Raw genomic sequence first — 17312 nt, forward strand, 5'->3', positions numbered from 1 at the left:
GGTAAAATCCCTCTTCATCACTTTAATAGTCTATTGATTTATTTTATGGAAAATAAGAAAAAACGGGTTGTTGTCGCAACTGCCGGAACTTTTCTGGAATGGGCTGAATTTACTTATTACGCCTATATCGCAAACATTATCTCCGCATTGTTTTTCCCAAAATTGGGAAATCATCTGGGTTTGATAGCAACCTTTTCTGTTTTCGCTCTCAGTTATTTTTTTCGTCCCTTAGGAGCCCTCTTTTTTGGATATATTGGAGACAAGATGGGGCGTCGAGTTGCCTTGCAATCTTCTATTATGCTGATGGGCTTATCTTCTCTGCTCATTGGTTGTCTTCCTTCTTACAACAGTATTGGTATCTTGGCTCCAATTCTCTTGCTCATCTTTCGTTGCATACAAGGCTTTGCCGTATCAGGTGAATTTAATGGCAGCGCTATCTATCTGATTGAACACGATTCAGAAAAACCATGCCAGGCCGGTAGCTGGACCGGTTTTGCTTCAGCATTGGGCATGATGTTTGGCGGATTGATGTCTACTTTAATTTATTTACCTCACATGCCAGAGTGGGCATGGCGTATCCCTTTCCTGTTAGGAACCTTATCCTGTTTTTGTGCGATGTATTTTCGTAAAAATTTGAGTGAGTCACCGCCCTACCTCACAATAAGTAAAGTAAAATCATCAAATCCACTGAAAATTTTATTTGAAGATTATAAAAAACAATTAATTAAATCAGTATTATTAGTAGCTGCACTGGGTATTTATATATACATTATGAATGTTTATTATGCATCTCATTTGGCAAAATACACCACTTTATCAGATGCTCAAACTAAATTCGTTGTTACCTTAGGACAAGGATTAGTTGTCCTATTCATTGTTTTAACAGGAATGTACGTGGATAGAACTGACGAAAGACATATTATAAAAATTGGTTTATGGGGGTATTTTATTGCAGCTCCTATAGCTTACCTGGCTCCTCAAACCAACTCTTTTGCATTAATTCTCTTATCACAAATTCCTTATGCACTATGCAATGCGCTGGTCGGTACACCAATTTTTAAACTATTGAATGATTTTTTTCCAACTCAGATTCGATACAGCGGTGTTTCTATTGCATGGGGAATAAGCATGGCTATTTTTGGAGGAACAGCGCCATTGGTTGCCAATTATTTGCAATATTCATTCAAATTAGCCACCGCACCAATATTCTATATACTTTTATCAGCCAGTGTTGCCTTGCTCGTTTTGCATGATAAAAAGAGTTACAAGATAGCCCCGATAAAATTAAGATCGGATAATTGAATAAAATCCGCATAGCCATTGCAAATACATGTCCATGCAAGCATCCAGGCCATTATTCGATTCATCATGGCTCTGCTTAAGAGCCTTCTTTCAATTGTTTTCTCTTTTCGTGCCAAATTTCAAAAGCATTATAAACCGTAGGCACGACAAACATATTTAAAACCGTCGAAGTTAACAGTCCGCCTAATAACACTTGCGCTAAAGGACGTTGAAGTTCTTTTCCAGCAGGAGACCCCCACAATAGGGGTATTAAAGCCAGAGCTGCTGTCGCTGCTGTCATTAATACGGGTACCAGGCGATCAAGAGTTCCCTGGATAAGCACTTGTTCACGTCCTCGTCCAAGAGAGCGCAATTGATTATAGTGACTCACTAAAATAATCCCATTACGTGCCGCAATTCCAAACAGAGTAATAAAACCAATCATGGCGGCTACACTCATGTCACCACTGGCTAGGAATAAAGAAACAACTCCACCAATCAATGCCAAGGGTAAGTTGAACATAACCAACAGGGCTTCCCAAAATGTGCCGAAAGCCTTATGAAGAAGTACTAACATGATAAAAATTGCCAATGCACCAAAAAGAACAATCACACGAGATGCTTGTTGTTGACTTTCAAACTGGCCGCCATATTGAATAAAATAACCAGCAGGTAATGAAACTTTTTCCTTAACCTGGTGCTGCACCTCTTGAATCACACTACCCAAATCTCTCCCTTGTACATTAAAACCGATAACCAGAACACGTTGCACATTTTCTCGATTAATTGCAAAAGGTTGAGGCTCTAACTGAATATCGGCTACTGCACGTAAAGGAATTTTCGTTTCTTGATTGTTGGCTGCTCCATGAGCATCAATCAGCATATTTTGGATAGCTTTAACATTATCTCGCTCTGTTTCACCCATACGCAAATACAAATCAAACGTTCTCTGGCCTTCAAGAATACTGGATACCGTCACTCCATTGAGAAGCACTTGAACATCCTCGGAAATTTGACCAATGTTGACTCCGTAACCAGCCGCTTTCTCCCGATCAATTTTAATGACCAACTGCGGTACATTGATTTGTTGCTCTTTATTGATATCCACTACTCCTGGTATGGTTTTTAAAATGGATTCTACCGATTCGCCCAATTCATTAAGGGTAGCAAGATTATCGCCAAAAAGTTTCACAGCAACTTGTGCTCTAACTCCTGACAACACTTCATCCATGCGATGGGCAATAAATTGCCCCACATTAAATAGCGCTCCGGGAATATTCGCCAAATCAGCTCGAATACGTCGCAACAATTCATCAGGAGACATGGTTTTGTCTTTACCAAAATTCAGGTGTACATCGAATTCACTGATATTCGGTGGTAAAGCATCTTCATCCAATTCACTTCGACCCGCTCGTTGGGCTATGGAAATCACTTGCGGATATTTCAATAACGTCTTACTGACTTGCTTACCCAAACGCATGGATTCATCCAATGAAGTTCCAGGAAGAGTACTCATCACAATAATAAAGTTACCCTCATGAAACTCAGGCAAGAAAGAGGTTCCAAAAAAAGGAAGTAAACTCAAAGCAAAAACGAACGCTGCAATTGATATGGCTAAAACTGTTTTACAATGAGCCAAAGACCAATTTAAACCGGTTAAAAAATGCTTTTTTAACCAAATCACAAACCGCGTTTCCGTTTGCGTCTGCTGAGCCGTTTCCTCTTGTGTGTGATGATAACGTTCGTCTTCGGATAAAGCATGCACAGCCACTTTAGCATCCTGATTCTTTTCAGTTTTTCGCACCAAAAGGAGGTAACATAGGGCTGGTACCATAGTGATAGAAACGACAAGAGAGCCTACTACGGAGGCAATATAGGCAATGGCTAATGGGCTAAAAATCCGCTCGGGAATTCCTGACAAAAAGAAAATAGGTAAAAACACCAGGCTAATTATGATGGTCGCATAAACTACTGAACTGCGAATTTCCAAAACCGCATCAAAAACAATTTCAATCGTAGGCAAAGGCTTTTCTGCCAAACGATTAAGTCTTAAGCGATGTACTACATTTTCTACAGTAATAATCCCATCATCCACCACTTCACCAATGGCAATCGCCATTCCACCCAAAGTCATGGAGTTAATACCAAAACCAAAATAATGAAGGACCAAAATACCTGCGATAAAAGAAACGGGCATAGAGAGAAAGGTAATAAATGAAGCTCGCCAATTCATCAAAAATAGAAAGAGCACCGCAATCACAATAACAGCTCCTTCAATAAGAGCCCTGCTTAGGTTGTGAATGGCTGACTCAATGAAATTGGCTTGACGAAATACTTCTGTATTTAATTCAACACCTGCCGGTAAGGATTTTTTTATATCGGCTAAAGCCTGCTCCACTTTACGTGTTGTAGTTAATGTATCAGCTCCATAAATTTTGGAAACAGTACCAATGACAGCGTTTTCTGCATTGAAAGAAGCATCGCCTCGCTTGATTTCACCCCCAAAAGCGACTGCGGCTACGTTATTAACAGTAATAGGAACTCCCTTGCGGACTACAATCAGTGTTTTTTTTATATCGTCCAAAGTCTTAATGCGTCCAATGGTACTTACAACAAATTCTGTACCCGCCTGATGAACAAACGCACCAGGTACATTTTGATTTCCTGTTGCCAGGGCTTGACGAACTTCTTCGACTGTAATGCCATAAGCCAGCATGCGCTTAGGATCAAGCTGTACTTGATATTGCTTTACTTCTCCGCCCAGAGAAACTACTGAAGCGACTCCTCCCAAAGCCAACAGGCGTGGACGAATAGTCCAATCGGAAATCGTGCGCAAGGTTTCAGGGCTTGCAGTGCGGCTCACCAAAGCATATTTAAGCAACCATCCTACTGCCGAGGTGACTGGCAGCATCACAGGCGAGGAGACGCCTGGAGGAAGGCGGTTGGCTACTTGTTGAATCCGCTCATTCACCAGTTGACGATTGAGATAGATGTCTGTTTTATCATCAAATACCACAGTAATTGTTGATAATCCAACGGAGGTTTTTGAGCGAACACTAGCTACCCCCGGTGTCCCATTGATAGCACTTTCCAAGAGATAAGTGACCAGTGTTTCTACATCCTGGGTTGCCATGCCTGGTGCCTGAGTTTGAACTACAACTTGAGGTGGGGCAAACTCGGGAAAAACATCGACTGGCATTTGTTTTAACGTGTAGCTACCTAGCAAACAAAGAATAATCGTTAACGCCAAAATTAAGGGACGATTATGTAAAGACCAGGCGATGAGGCGAGTAAACATTTAATGATGCTCCTCTTGCCCTGATTGCTGTATTTGCCCCCCACTCAACCAAAGTGTATAAAGCTCGCGATTACCCTGAGTGACAACAAGATCACCAGAAACCAAACCGTCGGTAATTTCTGAGAAATCATCTTCGACAGCGCCGACTTTAACATCTACTCGTTTGTAGGTATCACCATTTTGCACAAAAACAAATTGCTCGTTATCTGCTTGTAAAAGGGCAGTATTCGGCACAACGAGTGCTGCCTTATTATGAGTTAAAATCACATTAGCCCGCACAAACATTCCAGGTTTTAGGATCCCCTCCCTATTGTCTAAAGTAATTCGTACATTGACTGTACGGGTCAATGGATCAAGATTGGGCTCAATTAAAGTGACCTGGCCTGGAAATGTCTGCCTGGGATAACTTAAAGCGTGAATATTCACTTCTTGCCCTACTTTCACTTTACCCAAATCTTCTTCATACACTTGAGCTACGACTAATAATTTATCGCGATTACTGATATGAAAAAGAACTGTATTTGGCTCAACAGCCTGTCCTAAATTGATATTCCTGGCATCAATGATGCCTGCAATTGGAGCATTGACTGCAACACTTGGTGGAGGATTTCCTACTAATCTTGATTGCACTGTAGCCAAGCGCTGCCCAGCCTTGACACTATCTCCTAAATCCACATCGATTGCTGTCACACTACCACTAATCCGGATGCTGACATCGGCTTGAGCATCAGGTAATAATTGAATCTGACCATTTAAACCCAACAATTGCGCCATGGGACGATGAGTTACCTGAACTACTTTGATGTCAAGCATTCTGGCTTGCTCCAAGGTCAAATGGACTGGGTCCTTGGTTCCTCCTTCATTCACTTCTATGTTTCCTCCATGTGCAAAACTCACTTGCATAGAGGAAACCAAGCCGAGAAAAAAACCGGTCAAGATCATCATTCTGATTTTAAATTGCAATCTCATTTGCTATCACCATTCCGTTGATACTCTAAATAGGAGCAAAACCCATCCGTTTTGCCAGGACCTATAGCCGTACATAAAGCGACATAGACTTGTAAAAATTTTTCTAAAGTATTGAGATATGTGGTTTGCAAATCGTTTTGTTGTTTTTGAACTTGTAACACATTTAAAAAAGAAATTTGCCCATTTTCATAAGAATCACGAGCCAGTTTTACATTCTCGACAGTCAATTGAAGAGAAACACGTTGTGTTTCCTCAAGGCTCTTACGCAAGGCTTTGAGTTGCTCATAGTTACTGGCTATCTCGGTTGCGATACTTAAATTGAGGGCACGTAAGGACATCATTGCCTGAGTACCTGTGTGACTTGCTTCTAAAATTCGCCCTTGATTACGGTTTAATAGAGGAAGAGGAACAGAAAGCGTGACACCCAAAGTACGATCAGCTGGTTGGGGAGGGCCTTCTTCCACCACAATTTTATCCTGCTGAATACCAAGTCCCACTGTCCAGTCAGCAAACCGTTCAGCTTTTGCCAAACGACGATCAGCGTTGGCACGCTCAATTGATAATGCAATAGATTGGCGGTCAGGGCGATTTTTAAGTGCCTGTGTTTTAAGAGCATCTAATGCTGGGAGTTTCCTTTCAGCAGCAAAATCCATCTTAAGCGATAAAGATGAATTAGCTTCGCGTCCCATTAATTGATTCAGTGTGGCATATTGGCTAATACGAAGACTGTGCAAAAGATGTTTTTCTTGAACAATTCGCAAATACTCAATGCGGGCCGCATTTTCATCCAGTTTTGAAATTTCTGCAGCATGATAACGATTATGGATAACATCAACTAACTCCTTGTTAATCCGTAATAAGTAATTGACCTGCTGTATGCGACGCTCTGTAATCACTGCTGTATAAAAGGCACTAGCCACTTTGGCACTGAGTTGACGCTCGGCCTCCCTGATTTCTGCAACAGCTTTTAACACATCCAGACGAGCCACTGTTTTTTGTTTTGCAATACGTCCTGAAATGGGGAATGCCTGGCTAAAGCCAGCACTACGCGAATACTCCCCTTCATCAGTGAATAAACGATCGTCATTATTTGAAACATTCAAGCTTGGATTGGGCCAAAAGCCTGCTTGTAGCAAGCGAGCTTTTGCGATAGATACATTGTATCGGGCAGCTTTTAAATCCTTGTTGTTTGCTAAAGCAATGTGGGTTACTTCTTTAAGAGTCAACGCTTTCCCCGCCGTTGCCAGAGAGGCATACAGCAGTAGCAGAACTACTCCATAAGAAAACCGCCAAACATGGTGATATTCCATAAATGATAGCTCAAAAAATCTATCTATCTTCAGCAAACATGGAATTGAAAAAATAATCTGCTGCGAATGCAGGCATCCAGAGTAGTCGATTGTGTTTTATTCGAAAGTAAGTCATCAATTAATACCTTCTTTTTATTGTTGTATGATTTAGTCAGGACTTACGAAAAAACCCAAGGTCGAGACAAAAAATGTTTTTAATAAGGGAGTTTAGATAAACTAAATGACCGAATTAAAAATCTTTTTTAACAAAGAGATTGGGATTTTTCGTAAGTCCTGTTAGTATCTCCCAGCCAATCCAATTACACAAGAGCAGTAAAATAATACAGTTACATTCTCCTGATGCAAGTTTTAGCTGGGACCTCTCATCAATGAAGGGCTAATTACAGGTTGCGCATCTTTATTTGCAGATGATCTCATTTGTCCAAGTCTTGTTTTGATACCAGATTGCTTTTCAATTAAATCAGATCCTGTAGCAGGTGCAGTAGTTATTTCAGCCACTGGTGTTTCAAATGGTTTTAATAACAGTTGAATCATAATTTCTTTGTATGAACAAAAATCCTTAAAAGATTGCTCCGGATTAAAACTCCTTTTATTATCCAACTGTTTCAATAACTGAATGGTGGAAGCTATGGAATTAGAGCAAGCAGAGGGATTTTTCATTAAATAGGTATCAATATGAATTAAAAATCGCTGAACATCTTCTGAGAAACTTTCAAAACTTGGTTTTGAGTTTTTTGAATTATCCTCGAATAATTTATTGATTTGTGCGTTTAGAAAATCATAGGCCGCTTTGACCGATTCTTCATTGGTTTTATCATCTTTAAATGCGGAGCAGATATTATCTAAATACTCCAAAAATACCCTAAGATGATGTCGATTTGTCAAAGTCAACAAATCTTTCATATTCCAATAATTTTCTTTAAATCCTTGAATTTCTCCCAACAACTGTTTTTTGCTCATTTGATTTTTGTATGCTTGTAAATCCGAAGCTTCGCTTTCTAGTTCAACTTTTCTTTTTAAAACTGGATTCGAATTATTGAGATATTCATTGTAATTCCTTTCAATGGCTAACTTTAAATCTGAAACACAACGATATTCACTGCTCAAAATTGTATTTAACTTTGCTTCGACTGGGTTTGGGTTAACTATTCGCCGGACTGTGGGTTCATCAGACCAATAGCTTGATGCTTTAAATTGATTTGCTTCATTCGTTGTAAACAAGAGAGATACCATATCCCTGGCAATTAAAATTTCCTGTGCCAAAAAGCGTTCATCTATTGCTTTCATTTCTCCGGCATCAATGATTTTTAATTGCTTACTCCTTTCATTATATAAAATATTTTTGAAAGTTAAATCGCCGTGGACAAAGCGTTTGTTATGCAGATTTTCCAAATCCGTTAAAAATGAAATGGCTAACTCCATTTTGTCTGAAAATGTCAATTTTTGAAGTGAGTCTATATCCTCAAGAAGTTCTTCCAAGGCATATCCTTCTTCCTTTTGCATAAAAAAACCTTGGTTACCTCCTTGAAAATTGACTAATTCTGCAGTTGAATTGCCTGATAAAATCGAATAATTGACAGATTCCTGTTTTATTAGCTCCTCGGCATTGCTAAAGTTCTGATATAAAACCTTCAGTACATTCTCTTTAGGAAAAATTACCAATTCTTCATTCCATAAGTACATAGCATGATTACTCTGTATCACTACGCCTTTAGTTCCGCTTCCTATCTTTGGACCATTTAAAATTAAAAACTCAGTAATACCATCATGACGTTGATTTTTGTAAATATTATGACTTAAGAGGAACTCTATTTCATTTCCATCTTCATCGTTTAACGTGTAACAACGTTTAGCAAACAATGCGGACTGACTGGAACCAGACAATAAATATTGCTTAATTAACTGCGTTAAAATTTCTTTATCTTGAGGTAAAAGTTGTTCCGCCAAATTTATGTGATAAACCATAATGCTCTCCTATAAGCCAACTCACTCCTTATATTTGAACATATTGGAAGATATTAATACAATTAATTGTTTTGATATGTTTTATTAAACTTAGTTATATCTATTATTTTTCAATAAATTACTGATGATTCGCCACATGTTATAACCAACTATTTTTATTTTATAAATATCAATAGCGCTGTTAACAATTCCCGTTCATAAAACTGTTTATTTCTAACAAACGGTTTCCTTAACTATAATTCTATTAATAAAGAAAAAATATGGCTGGTAAATTCCAAAATGTAGTTTTTGGGCTTATTCAATCACCTTGAATAGGAATATAAAAATAAAAAAATTAATTTGGATTTAATTAAAAATGGATCTCAGAAAAATTAATCTCAATTTGTTATTGCATCTTGATACTTTGTTAAATGAACTCTCCGTATCCAAAGCCGCCGAGAAATCATTCATGAGCCAGACTGCAATGAGTCATATATTAAAACAATTGAGAGATATATTCGATGATCCTTTGTTCATTAGGAAACCTCACGGGCTTCAACCAACACAAAAAGTGCTTGATCTGGCTCCCAAGATTAAAAAATTTTTAAATTACTCCAATGATATTTTTGAAGAAGATACTTTCGATCCGGGAAACGACAGTTTATTTTTAAAGACTGCTTCAGTAGGAACTGGTGAATATTTTATTCTACCAAAATTATGTGCCCATTTGGCTAAACATGCTCCGAAATTTGTATTAAAGATTTCTTCAATGTCAGAGTACTTGAGTCTGGAATATTTGTTAATGTCTGAATTAGACTTTGCAATAGCGCCGGGCTTTGTTGAAACAGGGAATAACATTATCAGAGAATTATTGTTTGAAGAGGAAGCAGTGTGCGTCATGCATAAATCTCATCCTCTGGCAAATCAAGAATTAACTCAAGATATGTACTTGCAAGCTGAACACGTTGACATACAATTTAGTTATATGGGAAATGAAAATATACTCTACAAAGCCTTACAAGCATATCATCAAAGAAACATCAAAGTGATAGTGCCCAATATCATTGGCGCATTAGAGGTGGTTTACCATACGCATTTCATCACAACTATACCGAAAATCTTAGCTGTTGCGTTCAAAGACAGGTATCAAATTGAGCTACACCCTTTCCCTTTCCCTAAAAAGAAATTTTTAGTTAATTTTTACTATCACAAACGATTATCGAATCATAAACCGCTGCAATGGGTATTGGATATCATAAAAAAATATTGTTGCGTCAATCATGAGGCTTAGACTAATTGATATTAAGGAGACAACAGATTTTTCTCCCAATTGTTTTTTATAAAACAATATTCTATGACATCGGACAATTCATCAGTTCTATAAGTATAAAAAACCATGCGGGTGGGAATTATTCTGAAACCACAATAATATTCACTCATAGGCAATGACTTATCTTGAAACTGGAAACTCAATATTTTTCTTTTATTTTCAATTAGTCGCTTGCTGGATATCACTTGTGATGAAGTAGGCGCATAACTATGAAATCTAATTTGTGCAAAAGGTGGATAGGAATCCCAGTATGCTTTATTCTCGTTTTCCGACAATGCCTTGGCTGAACCGTCTATCATGACTTCTCTTTCAAATAACTCAAACCAAAAAGTGAGAGATACCATAGGGTTATGGGTCATTTCGACAACTTTTCTGGTTCCTCGTTGGGTAAAAAATAATAAGCCTTGCTCGTTGATTTCGCGAATGGCGATAACACGCCCATGGGGAATAGAGTTCTTGCCTGCCGTAGATAATATGGCATGCTGTGGATTGGGCGCTCCTTTTTTCAATTCCTCAGAAATCCATGTTGTTAAAAGGGCAATCGGATTGTTCCTGGACATAACTTGTATACCTATTGCAAATATTTTCTGATGTTAATAACGATACTGACTAGCGATGTCCCATTACCGCGCTGAATATTTTGAGCCATAATTCACTAGCAGTCGATTGGTAATATGTCTTTTGCAAAAAACCTTAATTATCAGCATTATGAAATTCAGGTTGTTGATAATCCCTGATTTGCTCGTTCAGCTCCTCTATTTGATCCAGAATTTTTAAAAATTTTTCTCCAAAAGGAGTCACAAAATATTCAACTCTGGGAGGTATCTCATGAAAGGTATTTCTGCCGAGAATCCCAAATTCAATATTCTTCCGCAAGCATTGATTTAAAACTTTTGTTGAAAGTCCTTCAACGCTTCGCACCATTTCTCCTGGTCGATTAATTCCATTTCGTAAAAGAGAATAGATGGTCAAGGACCACTTACAACCATAGATAGCTTCTACCATTGATGCTGTCTTAATGGGAGCTTTTTTTTGTATTAATTTTTTTTCATCCATTTCAATAATTTGTACCATAAAGTACCTAGTGAACTGAAAAGTGCTTACTTTTTTTAATATTGTAGATCTTTCATACTGGATTGGACAGTGTTTTAATGAATCAGGAGAATCCATGTTCAATCAAAATTTAGCTATTATTATTGGCGGTTCTAGTGGTATGGGCCTTGAAACGGCAAAAAAGCTTTCAAGTAAAAATGTGGACCTGTTAATTACAGGAAAAGATAAACAAAAGCTTGAAAATGCGGCAGCAGAAGTACAAAGACTAGGGACAAAAGTAGACACTTTGGTTCTTAATCTTTATGACAAAGAACAAGTATTTCAATTTATTAGTAGCATGAATGATGAAACTCGAAGAGTAAAATATCTTGTAAATGCTGCTGGTTATTTCAAACCCATTTCTTTTTTAGAGCATGAGGAAAAAGATTACGATCGTCAGGTAGATCTTAACAAGGCGTTCTTTTTTATCACCCAGGCCGTAGCAAAAAACATGAAAAAAAACGGAGGGGGTAGTATAGTCAATATTGGTTCGATGTGGGCAAATCAAGCAGTTAAAGCAACCCCCTCTTCTGCCTATTCCATGCAGAAAGCCGGACTTCATTCCCTAACCCAACATTTAGCCATGGAGCTTGCTGAGCACAACATAAGAGTAAATGCCGTAGCTCCAGCAGTGGTAGCCACTCCTATCTATAAGTCATTTATTGATGAAGAGAGAATCGAGGAGTCGTTACAGGATTTTAATAAATTTCATCCTATTGGCAGAATCGGTAAGGCAACAGATATCGCTGATGCAATCGAATTTCTTTTGTCAGAAAAAGCAAGCTGGATCACAGGGGAGATTATGAATATCGATGGAGGCGTGATGGCAGGGAGAAATTAATCAGCAAGCTTTATCCAGCTTTATGCCCGCGAGCATCAATAACAAGAGATTGATTTTCACTGCCCCGCTTTGGATTTATCTGGCGTGAGTTATGGATAAGAGCGGTCGTTGTATTGAATCGTTCGGGTTGAGGAGGCATTTATGCCGTCTCGAAGCCTTATATGGAATTTAATGTGTCGTACCAAGGCTTCGAGACGATGCTTACGCATCTCCTCAGCCCAAACGGACTCTGGATATTGACTGCTTCTTATATAATCCTTATCCAGAGCCCACATCAGATAAATCTGAAACAGGGCATTAAAAATCAATCTCTTGTTATTGATGCTCGCACCAAGGCTTTTCATTGCCTGCATGGAATAATGTGGCCATTTGGTTTTGGCAAACATTGATAACAATTACGGTCTAACAATTTCTTGAGATCCTTGAGAAATTTCAAAGAATACCCCCAGATTTTTTCTCTCTTTTTCAAGAAAGTCCATGAATCCACTATATATTTTTTTATCACCAAACCAGGGATCGGTTACTTCAAATTGCCCATGATGTTTCTTGCCTAATAAGGTATGGAGTACCCCGGCTTTTATAATGATAAGAGTGGTTATCCCTTCAGGAAAATCTGCCTCACTTAAGGTAGCCAATGTCACTTTTTTTCTCATTGGTACTTCTTTCTTAAAAAGGGAATAGAGTGAAGTAATAACCATATCTTTTGAATATTTATTGCGTACAGCCTTTGATAGCTCTCTAATTTCAACACCGATGACATTCAAGTTATACTTGCAAAAATAGGATGCAATCTTTTCAGGCGATGCCACTTTTCCGGGTTCTAACCAAATTTCTTTGTATATTTCCAATTCTTTGCAAGGCGTATAACTGCTGGGTTCAATAAGCCCTCTTTCAAATAGTATTCTCATTATTGCTCTTGCAGTACAAGAGTTTTCAAATTTTTGTGCATCTACCAAAGGTTCAATACCATCAAGTTTTGCTCTTAGTTTAGGATGATCTAATACAAAATTTGCGATTTCATTGGAAGTTACTATTAATTTTAAGAAACTTTTTTGATCAAGCATTTGAACGAAATCTTCTGTGGTAAGAAGCAATTTAATCGTATCAGAAGAGACATTTTTCATCTTTCCCAAAGTAATAATCCCTTCAATTGGCTTATCATGAGTGCTATGGATACTCTTAAATTGATTGACAAATTTCTCCAAACTGGCTTTGCTAATCGCCATGTCCGCATCTTCCCCAAAATTAAAATCAATACTTCGATAGATATTTTGACAGGATTCAATAGCATTAAGCGTCAAATCCGGAAATTGCGTTGCTGTAATATTCAAAATCATAATAACACGCCTTCATATCTTAAAAACTCACACTAACTTGATTATAGGGCATTTTGTATAAAAATAGCCTAAAATGACATCAATCTGATACAAACCTATCTTGTACTTGCCTTTTCTGCTTCTGTTCATCTTTCATGAAATCCTGCTTAGCAAAACAATGAAGCAATGACTTAATATTCAATTAATAATCATAATGTAAAATTATGGAACTTTTAACCATCACTATTTACTCCTATGAAAAAAAGCTTTTTTTCTGCTCTTCCTGAAGAAACAATTATCAATACATTGAGTTTCTTAAAAGCGAACACCCTGGGTCGCGTAGCTCAGACATGTCAATTTTTTAATCGCCTGGCTAATGATAAACATCTGGAACTGAATCAACTCAGACAACAACGTATAAAACAAGAGCTATGGGGAAATCTTATGGTAGCGGCAAGAAGCAATAACCTGGAAGAGGTCAAAAAGATTCTAAAAAAAGGAATCGATCCAAGCAAAACCAATAGCTACCACTTAAATAGAACGCCTTTACTAGCAGCTATCGAAGGAAGAGCTTATCAAACTGCCAATTACCTCTGGAGAAAATACACTTTTGATCCAAATTTTAAAGATAACTATGGTGATTCACCTATCTCTCTTCTTAAAAAACAACTGGCCAATCCAGCCTTCAAGGATAAGGAGAAAAAACAAATACGCGCCTTAATTAAGGAAATGCAAGAAGAAAAAACAACACAGAACAGGTGCTTTGTATGCTAAAGCTTTTAAATCAAACAGATCGCGTTTGGTCTATGATAAATGTGATTTTTTTTCCAGCAAGTGTTTGCAGCAATAAACAAACTCATTAAATTGAGAGTCCTTTACAAAATATCCTGCTATATCCAAACCTGTTGTTGCCTGCTTATCCCGCATGTTACTTGATGTCGTGAAGATAACAACCTTAATAGAGTTATAGTGAATATGCGAACGCAATTCTCTGAGAAATTCTATACCATTCATTTTTGGCATCATGATATCAAGGACGATGATTTTAGGTTTAGTCGCTTTGATATTTCCATAGAGTTGTTCAAGAGCTTCAACACCATCACGAGCTATATGAAAACAAATTGGAATACTCAATTTTGTCAGCGCTCTTTGAACAGACATTAAATCGACCTCATCATCATCAACCAATAAAACATGGGTACACTCATCATTCTTAGCACGCATCGCCAATCTCCTTATCTTTTGGCCATAAAAAGCGAAAGACGCAGCCTTTGTTTTTTTCTGATTCCACAGAAATTTTACCTCCTTGAAACTCGACTATTTTCTTAGCAATACTTAGACCTACTCCACTTGTTTCAAGTTTGTCCCTGGGTTGTAAGGTCTGAAACAATTGAAAAATTCGGTCTTGATATTTTTTCTCTATTCCAGGCCCATCATCAGCTACAAAAAACTCATAAAACCGATCCTTTTCTTTTGTACCAATGATGATATGTCCATCTTTGCGGTGATGATGCCTGATGCTGTTATCGAGGAGCGCCGTAAAGACCTCTCTCAAAGGGAGCTCGCAAGTATTCAATACTGGCAACGTATCTTCGAGTTGAAACGTGATAGTTTGAGGGGGATTCAATTTCCTTATGATATCGGTAATCAATCTATCAGTGTGAATTTTACGAACCTTATCAAAAACATATCCTGATTGAGCGTATTTAAGCAATCCATCGAGCAACTTTGACATTCGTGAAGCACGTTGACGCAAGAGCAGTAAATATTTTTTAGATTGTTCGGAAAGCATTTCGCCCAGATCCTCTTCAATCCATGAAATCAAATGGTCCATAGCAGGTAATGGTGCTTTTAAGTCATGTGATGCGTGATAGACAAATTGATCCAGTTCATCTTCAGCTTTCTTCACCAAAATCAAATTAGCAACTCTGGCTTTAAATTCCTTGGCCGAGAATGGTTTTATCACATAATCCTGGGCTCCTTCTTCCAGCATACGAGCACATAATTCATCGTCTGATTTGGCAGTTAAAATAATAATTGGAGTTTTCAATAGTAGAGGGTGGTGTCTAATAGCATGTAACATCTCGACACCACTCATATGAGGCATCATAATATCACTCACGATTAGATCTGGATGTAAAGCGATCGATTTTTGCAAACCCTCTCGGCCATCAAAAGCACTTTCAGTACGATAAATAGAGTTCAATATTTTACAAATAAAATGATTCATCTCCTGATTGTCTTCTACTACCAAGATAAGTGGTCTATCGTAATAATCATCTTCAGCTGCCTCCTTGATTGGTTTTATTTTATTTCTGAATTCAGCAAGACTCGTGCTTATTTCTTTTTCCCCTAATAATAGCTGGCTATAGGAAGAAGAAACCTTTACATTTTGAGGCGCTTTTAGTGGCAACTCAATGGTAAAAATGGCACCACCATTTCGAGCATTCCCAGCAAAAATTGAGCCCCCATGTAATTCAACGAAATCTTTTGCAATCGATAAACCCAACCCCGTTCCCCCTACCGTCCGAGTTGTAGGTTCCTCAACCTGAAAAAAACGCTCGAATATAGTTTCGCAAAGATCGGGAGGAATACCCTGCCCATTATCTTCTATCTGAAGCCTGCACGTTTCAGGATTGATTTGCTCTAATCTAATCCATACTTTCGCATTTTGCGGTGTAAATTTTACAGCATTTGATAAAATATTGATTAAAATATGCTGGATTTTGTCAGGGTCCATTTGTGCTTGCAATTCATTGGGCAAATCGACTGAAAATGCAAGCTTGCGTTCAGGAATCTGAGCCTCAAACAATGCAATTGTCTGTCGAATTAATTTTGCCAAATCAATATTGGCATAATGAAGAATCATTTTGCCAGCATCCAGCTTTGAGATATTTAGTAAGTCATTGACATGTTTCAGTAAGATTTGAGCGTTATTTTCTATGCGTCTCAATGTATTCCGAACAGATGAGGGAAGCGATTTTTCAGCCAGTAACATTTCCAAAGGGCCTAATATCAGCATTAATGGGGTACGAAGCTCATGACTGACGTTAGCAAAAAATTGGGTTTTGATTTGATCAAGTCTAGCCAGATTTTTATTGGCCTCTTCCAACCGCTTGTTTGCTTCCTGAATTTCCTGGGCACGCAAATAGATTTCAACCTCCATTTCTCCTGCTTTCGTGCGCAGTTCTTCCATTAACTTCAGTTGCTCTGATCCAGTTTTTTTTAAATGGATAAATTCTGTAACATCCTCCACACGATGGATAATATATTCCACTTCCTGATCAGGCCCTAAAACCGGAGTATTAATAGGGCTCCAATAACGTTCTTCAAATCCCCCTCCTCGTTCTATGGGTCTCTGAATATCATATTTTTGTATGGCCATTGTATCTGCCGATTTGTTTTTTAGAACCCTTTGAAACGAAGCATAGAGATTTTTAACGCCGGTTGCTTTTGGATCGTTGGGATTATCAGGAAAAGCATTGAAAACATTTTTTCCTAAAATTTGTTTGCGGCTTACCATTGTAGCCTGTAAATAGGCAGCGCTTACTTCAATGATATTAAAATCCCTGTCCAATATAAGATATAAATCCGGCAAGGAATCAAATATGGATTTAAAATCAATATTTGACTTGGTATTTTCCCTTCGCACAGAGTATTCTCCTTCCTCTATGTAAGGCCTATTGGCTATAATGCATGACGCAAGTCTTCGCGAGGCTGGCTATGAATAGCCAATTAACCCTACTTCTAATTATAATCGAGGATTTGAGACCTTACTAATTAGGAAAACCTGATTGCGGTAGTTGCTTGCAATCACTAACAAGAAGATGAATCTCTTTCAGAAAGAGCAACATATATGGACTCAATGTTACTCTCACAGGAAGTTTTCTTAAGTAATTGTTCTATCGATTTACGTACTTATCATCAACCA

Annotated in this window: 14 protein-coding genes; 4 read left to right on the forward strand and 10 right to left on the reverse strand. The window is 38.0% G+C overall.

Going from position 1 to position 17312, the window contains the following annotated elements:
* Positions 1 to 45 precede the first annotated feature (45 nt).
* Positions 46 to 1302 carry an MFS transporter gene (locus tag OQJ02_RS10635; RefSeq protein WP_265719013.1) on the forward strand — a complete coding sequence of 419 codons (1257 nt, stop codon included), beginning with the start codon at positions 46 to 48 and terminating at the stop codon, positions 1300 to 1302.
* Between the two features lie 76 nt (positions 1303 to 1378).
* Here OQJ02_RS10635 and OQJ02_RS10640 read toward each other — a convergent pair whose 3' ends face one another.
* The 4 genes from OQJ02_RS10640 to OQJ02_RS10655 all read right to left on the reverse strand — a co-directional run bounded on the left by OQJ02_RS10640 (position 1379) and on the right by OQJ02_RS10655 (position 8823).
* Positions 1379 to 4579 (reverse strand): efflux RND transporter permease subunit, encoded by a 3201-nt coding sequence (locus OQJ02_RS10640; protein ID WP_265719014.1) that lies wholly within the window; start codon positions 4577 to 4579, stop codon positions 1379 to 1381.
* Positions 4580 to 5548, reverse strand: a complete 969-nt coding sequence (locus OQJ02_RS10645) for an efflux RND transporter periplasmic adaptor subunit (RefSeq protein WP_265719015.1) — start codon at positions 5546 to 5548, stop codon at positions 4580 to 4582. It abuts the gene before it with no gap.
* Positions 5545 to 6858 (reverse strand): TolC family protein, encoded by a 1314-nt coding sequence (locus tag OQJ02_RS10650; RefSeq protein WP_265719016.1) that lies wholly within the window; start codon positions 6856 to 6858, stop codon positions 5545 to 5547. Before OQJ02_RS10650 ends, OQJ02_RS10645 begins: the two co-directional genes overlap by 4 nt.
* Positions 6859 to 7206: 348 nt before the next feature.
* Entirely contained in the window at positions 7207 to 8823 is a 1617-nt protein-coding gene (locus OQJ02_RS10655; protein ID WP_265719017.1) for a serine/threonine-protein kinase, read from the reverse strand.
* Between the two features lie 355 nt (positions 8824 to 9178).
* Here OQJ02_RS10655 and OQJ02_RS10660 point away from each other — a divergent pair, with 355 nt between their 5' ends.
* Positions 9179 to 10093: a LysR family transcriptional regulator gene (locus OQJ02_RS10660; protein WP_265719018.1), complete on the forward strand. Its 915-nt coding sequence runs from the start codon at positions 9179 to 9181 to the stop codon at positions 10091 to 10093.
* Between the two features lie 11 nt (positions 10094 to 10104).
* Here OQJ02_RS10660 and OQJ02_RS10665 read toward each other — a convergent pair whose 3' ends face one another.
* Positions 10105 to 10692, reverse strand: coding sequence for a pyridoxine/pyridoxamine 5'-phosphate oxidase (locus OQJ02_RS10665; protein ID WP_265719019.1), 588 nt, complete (start codon positions 10690 to 10692; stop codon positions 10105 to 10107).
* A 133-nt stretch (positions 10693 to 10825) separates the two neighbouring features.
* On the reverse strand, positions 10826 to 11206 hold the full coding sequence (locus tag OQJ02_RS10670; RefSeq protein WP_265719020.1) for a winged helix-turn-helix transcriptional regulator: 381 nt from the start codon (positions 11204 to 11206) through the stop codon (positions 10826 to 10828).
* 94 nt (positions 11207 to 11300) lie between these two features.
* Here OQJ02_RS10670 and OQJ02_RS10675 point away from each other — a divergent pair, with 94 nt between their 5' ends.
* Entirely contained in the window at positions 11301 to 12065 is a 765-nt protein-coding gene (locus OQJ02_RS10675) for an SDR family NAD(P)-dependent oxidoreductase (protein WP_265719021.1), read from the forward strand.
* Between the two features lie 89 nt (positions 12066 to 12154).
* Here the strand turns inward: OQJ02_RS10675 and OQJ02_RS10680 are convergent, their stop codons facing one another.
* Together OQJ02_RS10680 and OQJ02_RS10685 are read right to left on the reverse strand one after the other, a co-directional pair.
* Positions 12155 to 12451: a hypothetical protein gene (locus OQJ02_RS10680; protein ID WP_265719022.1), complete on the reverse strand. Its 297-nt coding sequence runs from the start codon at positions 12449 to 12451 to the stop codon at positions 12155 to 12157.
* Between the two features lie 9 nt (positions 12452 to 12460).
* Positions 12461 to 13402, reverse strand: a complete 942-nt coding sequence (locus OQJ02_RS10685) for a dehydrogenase (protein WP_265719023.1) — start codon at positions 13400 to 13402, stop codon at positions 12461 to 12463.
* Positions 13403 to 13636: 234 nt separating this feature from the next.
* On the opposite strand from OQJ02_RS10685, the gene OQJ02_RS10690 reads away from it, so the two are divergent.
* Positions 13637 to 14155 carry an F-box-like domain-containing protein gene (locus OQJ02_RS10690; protein WP_265719024.1) on the forward strand — a complete coding sequence of 173 codons (519 nt, stop codon included), beginning with the start codon at positions 13637 to 13639 and terminating at the stop codon, positions 14153 to 14155.
* 30 nt (positions 14156 to 14185) lie between these two features.
* Here OQJ02_RS10690 and OQJ02_RS10695 read toward each other — a convergent pair whose 3' ends face one another.
* The gene (locus OQJ02_RS10695; protein WP_265719025.1) at positions 14186 to 14605 is read right to left on the reverse strand and encodes a response regulator; all 420 of its coding nucleotides are present in this window, start codon (positions 14603 to 14605) and stop codon (positions 14186 to 14188) included.
* Positions 14595 to 17033, reverse strand: a complete 2439-nt coding sequence (locus OQJ02_RS10700) for an ATP-binding protein (RefSeq protein WP_265719026.1) — start codon at positions 17031 to 17033, stop codon at positions 14595 to 14597. The genes OQJ02_RS10695 and OQJ02_RS10700 overlap by 11 nt, the downstream gene beginning before the upstream one ends.
* Between the last annotated feature and the right edge of the window lie 279 nt (positions 17034 to 17312).

The organism is Legionella sp. PATHC032 (assembly GCF_026191185.1).
Taxonomy (GTDB): Bacteria; Pseudomonadota; Gammaproteobacteria; order Legionellales; family Legionellaceae; genus Legionella.

What these genes read in the sequence shown, in the direction of transcription:
- OQJ02_RS10670 (WP_265719020.1), bottom strand. Translation starts at nt 11,206, where the DNA reads ATGGTACAAATTATTGAAATGGATGAAAAAAAATTAATACAAAAAAAA.
- OQJ02_RS10690 (WP_265719024.1), top strand. Translation starts at nt 13,637, where the DNA reads ATGAAAAAAAGCTTTTTTTCTGCTCTTCCTGAAGAAACAATTATCAAT.
- OQJ02_RS10685 (WP_265719023.1), bottom strand. Translation starts at nt 13,402, where the DNA reads ATGATTTTGAATATTACAGCAACGCAATTTCCGGATTTGACGCTTAAT.
- OQJ02_RS10655 (WP_265719017.1), bottom strand. Translation starts at nt 8,823, where the DNA reads ATGGTTTATCACATAAATTTGGCGGAACAACTTTTACCTCAAGATAAA.
- OQJ02_RS10675 (WP_265719021.1), top strand. Translation starts at nt 11,301, where the DNA reads ATGTTCAATCAAAATTTAGCTATTATTATTGGCGGTTCTAGTGGTATG.
- OQJ02_RS10665 (WP_265719019.1), bottom strand. Translation starts at nt 10,692, where the DNA reads ATGTCCAGGAACAATCCGATTGCCCTTTTAACAACATGGATTTCTGAG.
- OQJ02_RS10640 (WP_265719014.1), bottom strand. Translation starts at nt 4,579, where the DNA reads ATGTTTACTCGCCTCATCGCCTGGTCTTTACATAATCGTCCCTTAATT.
- OQJ02_RS10635 (WP_265719013.1), top strand. Translation starts at nt 46, where the DNA reads ATGGAAAATAAGAAAAAACGGGTTGTTGTCGCAACTGCCGGAACTTTT.
- OQJ02_RS10645 (WP_265719015.1), bottom strand. Translation starts at nt 5,548, where the DNA reads ATGAGATTGCAATTTAAAATCAGAATGATGATCTTGACCGGTTTTTTT.
- OQJ02_RS10660 (WP_265719018.1), top strand. Translation starts at nt 9,179, where the DNA reads ATGGATCTCAGAAAAATTAATCTCAATTTGTTATTGCATCTTGATACT.
- OQJ02_RS10695 (WP_265719025.1), bottom strand. Translation starts at nt 14,605, where the DNA reads ATGCGTGCTAAGAATGATGAGTGTACCCATGTTTTATTGGTTGATGAT.
- OQJ02_RS10650 (WP_265719016.1), bottom strand. Translation starts at nt 6,858, where the DNA reads ATGGAATATCACCATGTTTGGCGGTTTTCTTATGGAGTAGTTCTGCTA.
- OQJ02_RS10680 (WP_265719022.1), bottom strand. Translation starts at nt 12,451, where the DNA reads ATGTTTGCCAAAACCAAATGGCCACATTATTCCATGCAGGCAATGAAA.